The organism is Methyloglobulus morosus KoM1, assembly GCF_000496735.2.
Lineage (GTDB): Bacteria > Pseudomonadota > Gammaproteobacteria > Methylococcales > Methylomonadaceae > Methyloglobulus > Methyloglobulus morosus.
On record NZ_AYLO01000143.1, the window covers coordinates 1 to 7953 of the forward strand.

At 48.3% G+C, this 7953-nt stretch carries 8 protein-coding genes; 5 read left to right on the forward strand and 3 right to left on the reverse strand.

Going from position 1 to position 7953, the window contains the following annotated elements; translation table 11 throughout:
* The 5 genes from MGMO_RS16995 to MGMO_RS17015 form a co-directional block, all read left to right on the forward strand.
* The coding region (locus MGMO_RS16995) for a hypothetical protein (RefSeq protein WP_051384080.1) at window positions 1-410 on the forward strand (410 nt) is incomplete at its 5' end.
* 73 nt (window positions 411-483) lie between these two features.
* Window positions 484-1740, forward strand: a complete 1257-nt coding sequence (locus MGMO_RS17000) for a TolC family protein (protein ID WP_023496308.1) — start codon at window positions 484-486, stop codon at window positions 1738-1740.
* Window positions 1737-2840 (forward strand): efflux RND transporter periplasmic adaptor subunit, encoded by a 1104-nt coding sequence (locus tag MGMO_RS17005; RefSeq protein WP_023496309.1) that lies wholly within the window; start codon window positions 1737-1739, stop codon window positions 2838-2840. The genes MGMO_RS17000 and MGMO_RS17005 overlap by 4 nt, the downstream gene beginning before the upstream one ends.
* Window positions 2840-5902, forward strand: coding sequence for an efflux RND transporter permease subunit (locus tag MGMO_RS17010; protein ID WP_023496310.1), 3063 nt, complete (start codon window positions 2840-2842; stop codon window positions 5900-5902). Before MGMO_RS17005 ends, MGMO_RS17010 begins: the two co-directional genes overlap by 1 nt.
* The gene (locus MGMO_RS17015; protein WP_023496311.1) at window positions 5899-6201 is read left to right on the forward strand and encodes a DUF3240 family protein; all 303 of its coding nucleotides are present in this window, start codon (window positions 5899-5901) and stop codon (window positions 6199-6201) included. The genes MGMO_RS17010 and MGMO_RS17015 overlap by 4 nt, the downstream gene beginning before the upstream one ends.
* A gap of 26 nt (window positions 6202-6227) precedes the next feature.
* Here the strand turns inward: MGMO_RS17015 and MGMO_RS17020 are convergent, their stop codons facing one another.
* Genes MGMO_RS17020 through MGMO_RS17030 form a run of 3 tightly spaced genes read right to left on the reverse strand, consistent with a single transcriptional unit; the run spans window position 6228 to window position 7791 of the window.
* Window positions 6228-6662 (reverse strand): DMP19 family protein, encoded by a 435-nt coding sequence (locus MGMO_RS17020; protein ID WP_023496312.1) that lies wholly within the window; start codon window positions 6660-6662, stop codon window positions 6228-6230.
* Window positions 6663-6703: 41 nt separating this feature from the next.
* Window positions 6704-7303 (reverse strand): DUF938 domain-containing protein, encoded by a 600-nt coding sequence (locus tag MGMO_RS17025; protein ID WP_023496313.1) that lies wholly within the window; start codon window positions 7301-7303, stop codon window positions 6704-6706.
* A 17-nt stretch (window positions 7304-7320) separates the two neighbouring features.
* Window positions 7321-7791: a hypothetical protein gene (locus MGMO_RS17030; RefSeq protein WP_023496314.1), complete on the reverse strand. Its 471-nt coding sequence runs from the start codon at window positions 7789-7791 to the stop codon at window positions 7321-7323.
* Between the last annotated feature and the right edge of the window lie 162 nt (window positions 7792-7953).

Sequence of the window (7953 nt, forward strand, 5' to 3'; positions counted from 1 at the left end):
AACATTTGCCTATGTTACCTGTTATTCGACAATCTTTCATTATAGTGCTTGCGCTGTTGCAACTTTTTGCACCGTTGGTGCATGCACATACCGGGAGCAACAGCTTCAACCACGGCTTGCATATCCCCGGCCTTGAATCGTATCGTGCGGCCCAAAATACGCCAGTTATCCAATCTGTCGACGTTGATTGGGATTCTGACGGTTTGCTGATTGTGGTTGATGCAGGCATCAAGAATCCTCAGGATATCTTTATCGAAAGCGCTGACCCTAGCTATGTACTGTTACCGTCCGATCAATTACGGATAGCGGCTTTACCCAAGTACGACAGTAATTTTTCTCCGCAACGCCAGCCGTTCGTTTTCCGAAGATTTCCTTCCACACATCCCTCCCGTGCCCCTCCTGCCCAATAAGCTCCGTTTTATTCAGTCCCGCAAGGACTGTTGCTTTTCGATTATATAAGCGGTTTCCCGCATTGAGCTTGTTATGTTTGTTTTGAACCTTTTCTTCAAGGTGCTGATGGTTTTCTTGCTGGCCGCATCATTTGCGCTTGCTGAGACTAAACCCATCGTTGCCCATAACGACCCGATTGAGACCGATAATTCCCTGACTTTATCTCATATAGTTGATTTGACTATGGAAAAATTTCCAGATATGGCTTGGTTGAAGGCACTGGAAGAAGAAGCCTTAACGATTCGCCAACGGGGTGAAAAATGGACGTACGGGCCTATGGAAGCAGGCTTACGTTACCAGGAAGTGACCAGCGGAACGGTGCATTACGTTGATGCGTCCATCGCTGTGCCGTTGTGGAATTTGGGCCAACGCGAAGCCGAGCAAAAATATGGCATTAAGGCCGAAAACAGCGCAGAACTGTTGACGGCGGCGACCAAACTTCGGGTTGCCGGGTTGGTCAGGGGGGCGTTATGGGATATGGAATTGCAACAAGTCCGTTACCAACAAGCGCGCGCCGAAATTGATATATTTGAAAAGTTGCTGGCAAAAGTCGAGCGACGGGTGGATTTGGGCGACCTCCCGCGTTCCGACGTGTTGCTGGCGCAAACGGAGTTGCTGCAAAAGCTATCCGTGCTCACCCAAGTCGAAGCCGAACTGATGCATGCCCGCAAGCGGTATTCAAGCATTACCCAGCAAAACAAAATCCCAGGCAGTTACCACGAAAAACTGGCCGCCATAAAAAAAATTGAATTCAATCATCCGACTTTCGTCGCCATGAATAGCCAGATCGAACGTAAGCAAGCCGAAATCAACGCGTTCAATTTACAAAATTCCGGGCAAACCCAAGTGGTCGTTGGCGTCAACAGCGACCGCCCCAGCAACAATGATCAACGCAGTAACAACACCGAAAGTTTTAATATTGGTGTAAACATCCCTTTTGGCGGCGATGCGTACTACGCACCGCATGTTGCCGCCCTAAACGTCGAACTGAACAGGTTAATTACCGACAGAGAACAGCTCTACCGAGATTTAGAACTTGCCCATCATGAAGCGGAACACAATATGGAAGTAAATGAAGCCGAACTGGAAATTGCCAAAGAACTTAAGCGCGTTGCGGAGGAACATTTGGGCATGATGGAACTGAGTTTTTCCGTGGGCGAGATTAACCTGATGGATTTGTTGAAAGTGCAATCCAGGGCGCAGCAAGCCATACTGAATGCCAAAGAAAGGGCGATCATACTGGATCGCGACATTGCGCTCTATAACCAAGCAGTAGGAGTGCTGCCATGAGACGGCTAAAGATAATTACCCTGTTAGGGTTGCTTGCCCTTAGCCCTATCTCCAGGGCAGACAATAGCCATTTCATAGCGTTATCGCAACAACAGGTCGATAATCTGGGTATCAAAATGGGTAAACTGGAACCGGTTAGCCGTGTTCCCCTGTTCACTGCCCCCGCAAAGGTCATCGTCCCGCCTTCACATGAGTTTATCGTGAGCACGACACAAGCGGGATTGATCGTCAAAATGAACGCTTCTGTCGGTGATAAAGTCGCCAAAGGCGAAGTATTGGGACTGATTAACAGCCCTGATTTACTGGCCTTACAAAGCAATTACCTTAAGGCAGTCGGTGCATTAAAACTCGCATCTGCGACCTACAACCGGGATAAGACATTGCGCAAAGAAGGCGTGATTTCAGGCCGCGGCGAACAAGAATCGTTTAGCCGATATAACGCATCGACAATCGAGGTCAATCAGGCAAGGCAACTGCTGCAAATTGCCGGAATGCCTGCCATCGAGATCAAGCAACTCGATAGCACAGGCCAATTAGCCAGCCAGGTCAGCATCAGGTCGCCCATTTCAGGTCGGGTCATTGAACGCATGGCAGTTTCAGGTACGCACGTAGACCCTTTGTCCCCCCTATATCGCATCGCCAACCTGGATGAGCTTTGGCTGGAAATCAATATTCCTCAAGATCACATCGACGACGTGAAAATAGGCGATAAAGTGCAAGTGGAAGGCAGTTTGACCGAAGCAGAAATCAATGTGTTGGGTCAAAGCGTCAACCCAGAAAACCAAACTGTCTTGGCTCGGGCGGTCATCAAAACCAACCCGTCGGCAGTACGAGTCGGGCAAAAGGTGAACATTCAACATTTGCAAGCGAGCGATGCCGTCACGTACCAACTACCTGATGTCGCCATTGCCCATCATGAAGGAAAAACCTACGTCTTTATTCGGGAAAAAGACGGTTTCAAGGCAATCCAAGTCACCATTTTAGGAAAGCAAGCGGGTGGCTCGGTGATTACCGGCAATTTTACAGGTGACGAGGACATCGCCATCAACAACGCATCGGCAATCAAAGCGACAATGCTCGGCTTAGGGAATACTGAATAATGGCAGGCTTAATACGCTTTGCGCTCAGCCAACGTATACTCACCTTGTTGGCCGTCTTTTTGCTGGCAGGCGGGGGAATTGTTGCGTTCAAAAATATCCCGATTGATGCGTTCCCCGAGGTTTCGCCCACGCAAGTAAAAATCATCGTAAAAGCCCCCGGCATGACACCTGAAGAGGTGGAAGCCAGGATTACCACACCCATTGAAATCAATTTACTGGGTATTCCACACCAGACCATGTTGCGCTCAATTGCTAAGTATGCGTTGACTGACATCACCGTCGATTTTGAAGAAGGCACGGATATTTACTGGGCGCGGCAGCAGATCGCCGAACGCTTGAATACGCTGTGGGGTGATTTGCCGTCTGGTGTGACCGGTGGCATTGCGCCGATGACGACACCGTTGGGCGAAATGTTTATGTTCTCCATCCAAGGCGGTGACCTAAGCCTGATGGAAAAGCGCGACTTGCTCGATTGGGTCATCCGCCCTGCGCTTAGGACTGTGCCAGGAGTTGCGGATGTAAACTCCTTGGGCGGCTTGGTCAGGAGTTTTGTCGTGACACCCGATAACGCCCGTTTGGCGGCGCGTGGGATTGGTGTCGACAAGTTAATCAGTGCGTTGGAAAAGAATAACCGTAACGACGGCGCAGGGCGCATGACCGAAGGCGACGAAACCTTGATTGTCCGTGCCGAAGGCCGCATCAAGACCCTGGACGACGTTAAGGCTATTGTGGTCGAAAGCAACCAAGGCATGTCGATTACCGTCGGCGATATTGCCGATGTGGCTATCGGCCCACTGACCCGCTACGGTGCAGTAAGCAAAGACGGCAAAGGTGAAGCGGTGACGGGCTTGGTGTTGAGCCTGCGTGGTGCAAATGCTAGGCAAACCATTAAAGGCATTGAACAGAAGCTGGCAGAAATCACCCCCAGTTTTCCTGAAGGCGTAAAGCTAGAAGTTTTTTATAATCGCGGTCATCTGGTGGACAAAGCCGTCGAGACGGTCTTCCATGCACTGATGGAGGCCATCGTGCTGGTTGTGATCCTGCTCATCTTGTTTTTGGGCGACTTACGTGCTGCACTTACCGTCGCCCTGGCGTTGCCTATGGCAGCCATGGTCACTTTCATACTGATGAAATTTGCCGGCATGTCCGCAAACCTGATGAGCCTGGGCGGTTTGGCCATTGCAATTGGTATGCTGGTCGATGCGGCGGTAGTCGTGGTCGAAAATATCATCACCCACTTGGCGCACAAGGAAAAATCCGGACGCTTGCCGCGCTTGCATGTCATATACCGGGCAACCCGCGAAGTGGCCGTTCCGGTAACATCAGGCATCATTATTATCATTATCGTATTCTTGCCTTTGCTAACCTTGCAAGGCTTGGAAGGCAAACTGTTTAGTCCCGTTGCCTTGACCATCGTGTTTGCGTTGGGTGGATCACTGATTTTGTCGCTCAGCGTCATTCCGGTATTGGCTTCGTTCCTGCTCAAGGAAGTCGCCCATGAAGACCCTTGGCTACCGCGTAAATTATCAAGCCTCTACCAACCCGCGCTGTTATGGTGCCTGGAGAACAGCAAAAAGATTTTTACGATAACGGGCGGGCTACTGGTCATTACCGCCTTAGTGTTTACCCGCATTGGGAGCACCTTCATGCCGACAATGGACGAAGGCGATATTATCGTACAGCTAGAAAAGCTGCCGTCTATTACGTTGGATCAATCCGTGGCATTGGATGGTCAGGTGCAAAAAAACTTGCTGAAACACATTCCCGAAATCACCAGTATTGTCGCCCGCGTCGGTTCTGATGAACTGGGCTTGGATCCCATGGGCTTAAATGATACGGATACTTTTTTGATATTGAAGCCGAAAGATGAATGGCGGATGCACAGCAAGGAAGCGTTGATTGAAGAAATCCGCAAAATCATGGGGGAAACGCCCGGCATAGCCTTTAAATTTACCCAACCCATTGAAATGCGTGTCTCTGAAATGTTGACGGGGACACGCGGCGATGTGGCGGTTAAACTGTTCGGGCCGGATCTCGCGGTATTAAATGAAAAGGCCGCGGAAATCGTAGCTGTATTAAAAGGCATAAATGGCTCCTCCGATGTCTTTACGCGGGAAAACGAAGGGATGCAGTTTTTACAGTTGGTCGTCGATCGATCTGCAGCGGGACGGCTGGGCTTGGACAGTAACAGCATACAAACCCTGCTACGTAGCCAGATAGAAGGGTTGAACCTTGGCATTGTGCAAGAAGGCATTAAGCGCACCCCGCTCATCTTACGCGGCAACAGCACTATCGCTGACTTTAATAACCTGCAAATCACCCTGTCGAATGGCGCACATGTGCCGATAACCGCTGTTGCCGCCATCAAAAAAATCGAAGGTGTCGTATCAATCGAACGAGAAAAGGGACAGCGCTTTGTAGTTATCAGTAGCAATGTCCAGGATCGGGACCTGGTCGGTTTTGTCGAGGAAGCCAAACAGTCCATAGCCGAAAAAATCAAACTGCCTACAGGTTATACCGTTGCTTTTGGCGGCCAGTTCGAGAATCAACAACGGGCGGCAGCAACCTTATCAATAGTGATTCCCGTATCGTTGGGGCTCATATTCCTATTACTGTTTTCAACATTCGGATCCATGCGGCAGGCATTGCTGGTGCTTTCTAATATTCCCTTAGCCATGATCGGTGGCGTATTTGCCTTGTGGCTGTCCGGTGAATACCTGTCCGTCCCCGCTTCGGTCGGTTTTATTGCGTTGCTAGGAATTGCCGTTTTGAACGGGGTGGTCATGGTCAGCTATTTCAACCAATTGCTGGTCACTGGCATGGACATAGCTAAAGTCGTCGTCCTTGGATCTGCCCGGCGATTACGCCCGGTGATGATGACCGCCAGCATTGCCGCCTTTGGCCTGATCCCCTTATTGTTCGCCACCGGTCCCGGCTCGGAAATCCAGCGGCCATTGGCTATCGTGGTGATAGGTGGGCTGGTGTCTTCCACCTTCCTGACCTTATTCTTATTGCCCATCCTATTTAAGCGCTTCGGTTTGGCAAAGGAGCAAACCCAATGAACAAAGACCGTCTGGTGATCCTGAACGCCCCATCCGCCCTGGAAGAAACTGTCGTCGATTGCCTGTTGACCCTGGAATCCGAACACGGCTTCACCAGCTTTCCCGTCAACATCCATCATCACGAAAACAAAGGCCTGTCCCTGGCGGAACAAGTCAGCGGGCAGCAAAAACAAATCTGTTTTCAGATTCATATTGATGAAGCTGGAGCTGGGCTTTTGTTGAAGCGGTTGCAGGAAGAGTTTGCCGGGGCGGGGATTCAGTATTGGGTCGTGCCGATGTTGGAAAGCGCTGAAATTTAATGATTATTATAACTATATGTTTAGAATTATGAAAAATACTCACTATGTAAAGAAATATATTCTTCTAGCTTTTCCCATACAGATTCATCCCCGCAAAGATCATTTCTCCATTCACCAACTTCATAATTGTCTTCATTATAATGAGTTGCAATATAATCTTTGCGTAGACTTAAGTGCAGGTGAGGTTCGCTAAATGGAAATGTATTAACTACTCTTTGGAACTCATTAGCTTGATCCGTACAACCAATTCGCTTGTAAGCATCAACAAAAACCTCATAGTTAGGCTTGCCTGGCCAATCACACCCAAAAAAATATTCATAACTACCATTATCTATTATTCCCTGAGCACCGTGTACAATTAAAAATGTCGCAACAGGTTCGGAAAGTTTTGAAATATCATTTTCGTTTTGCTTTAGTAAGTTCGAAGCTTTATCTAAAGTATTGCCTATTAGATCATTCATAGAGGCCTCCAAGCGTTGGCTTAAGTTACGCTATATTTGCATTACGTGAAGCTTTGCAAAACCAACAACCGATTATTAGCTGGCATTGCATTATCTTTCAATAAGCTAAGCCCCGCACGTTCAGCTAACGCCATCACCGCTTCAAAATCCCGGATACCGCTCAATGGATCGCGGTTAAGCAACCATTGGTCGAAATTGGCGTTGCTGTCGCTGGTATAGTTGCCGTTGTAGTTAAAAGGGCCGTAAATACAAACCGTCGCCAATGGCTTGAGGTAAGCTTGGAAACGCTCAAACAGCACTTCAACATAAGGCCAACTCATAATGTGCAAGGTGTTGGCGGTAAACACCGCATCCATTCCGTCGCACGGCCAAATTGTACTGGCCACATCGATGGCTATGGGCTGGTTAAGGTTAGCCAATTGCGCCTCATCCCGCCATGCGTTGATGCCGGGGAGGTTCTCCGCCACGTCAGTAGGTTGCCAGATAAGGTGCGGAAGCTCGCTGGCAAAATAACACGCATGTTGCCCCGTACCGCTGCCGATTTCCCAAACAGTGACAGGTTGGCTGAATGCTTCACGGATGACCGCTAAGATGGGAGCTTTGTTGTTTTCGCAGGATTGGGAGTAGGGTTTATTTAGCATTTTGAAACTAGGTTTTCTTAATCCTCTAATGTAGTTAGGTCTTCTACCCCAGCCATATCTGCGAGCATTTTCGTATATTTTCGTAGTATTATTTGTAACATTTCCAATTCAACCCTAAACTCTTTACGCCTTGTTGAGTCATTAAATGCTCCCAGTGTAGAAAGGCCATGCCATTTGGCGGTAAATGGTCGAATAACTTGATTTAAAACTACTATTGCAATTTTGGTAAATTCAGTACATTTTCTCGAATTATTTTTCAATACTTGCCGGGTTATTTCGAATAAGGAGTAGACACTATCTAAAGCTGTCTTTTCGTCGCCATGAGTTGGATCAAGCGGTTGCGTGGCAATTCGGGTCAACAATTCGATGTATAGCTCCCATGCTGCTGCCTTGTCTTCATCTTGTGGCCTCCACTCCATCTCAAGAAATGGGGTGCTTATCTTTAAGGATGTCATATCCCAATTTTCTAACCAGTTACGCCATTTCATTATTGCCACCTTTCACCAAAACGGTTATTCACAAAGCTTGGATATGAATTGTTAGGATTAATCTTGTTTCTTCGTTCAAATGCTGCATGAATCCATGTTTGTACAGTGAATGGATTGTTACTCCAATAGTAGATTTCAGCAAAACCACACTTAATATTATCG

Bases quoted from the DNA above. Each gene is read 5' to 3' on its own strand.
- MGMO_RS17010 (WP_023496310.1), top strand. From the start codon at position 2,840: ATGGCAGGCTTAATACGCTTTGCGCTCAGCCAACGTATACTCACCTTG.
- MGMO_RS17025 (WP_023496313.1), bottom strand. From the start codon at position 7,303: ATGCTAAATAAACCCTACTCCCAATCCTGCGAAAACAACAAAGCTCCC.
- MGMO_RS17020 (WP_023496312.1), bottom strand. From the start codon at position 6,662: ATGAATGATCTAATAGGCAATACTTTAGATAAAGCTTCGAACTTACTA.
- MGMO_RS17005 (WP_023496309.1), top strand. From the start codon at position 1,737: ATGAGACGGCTAAAGATAATTACCCTGTTAGGGTTGCTTGCCCTTAGC.
- MGMO_RS17000 (WP_023496308.1), top strand. From the start codon at position 484: ATGTTTGTTTTGAACCTTTTCTTCAAGGTGCTGATGGTTTTCTTGCTG.
- MGMO_RS17015 (WP_023496311.1), top strand. From the start codon at position 5,899: ATGAACAAAGACCGTCTGGTGATCCTGAACGCCCCATCCGCCCTGGAA.
- MGMO_RS17030 (WP_023496314.1), bottom strand. From the start codon at position 7,791: ATGAAATGGCGTAACTGGTTAGAAAATTGGGATATGACATCCTTAAAG.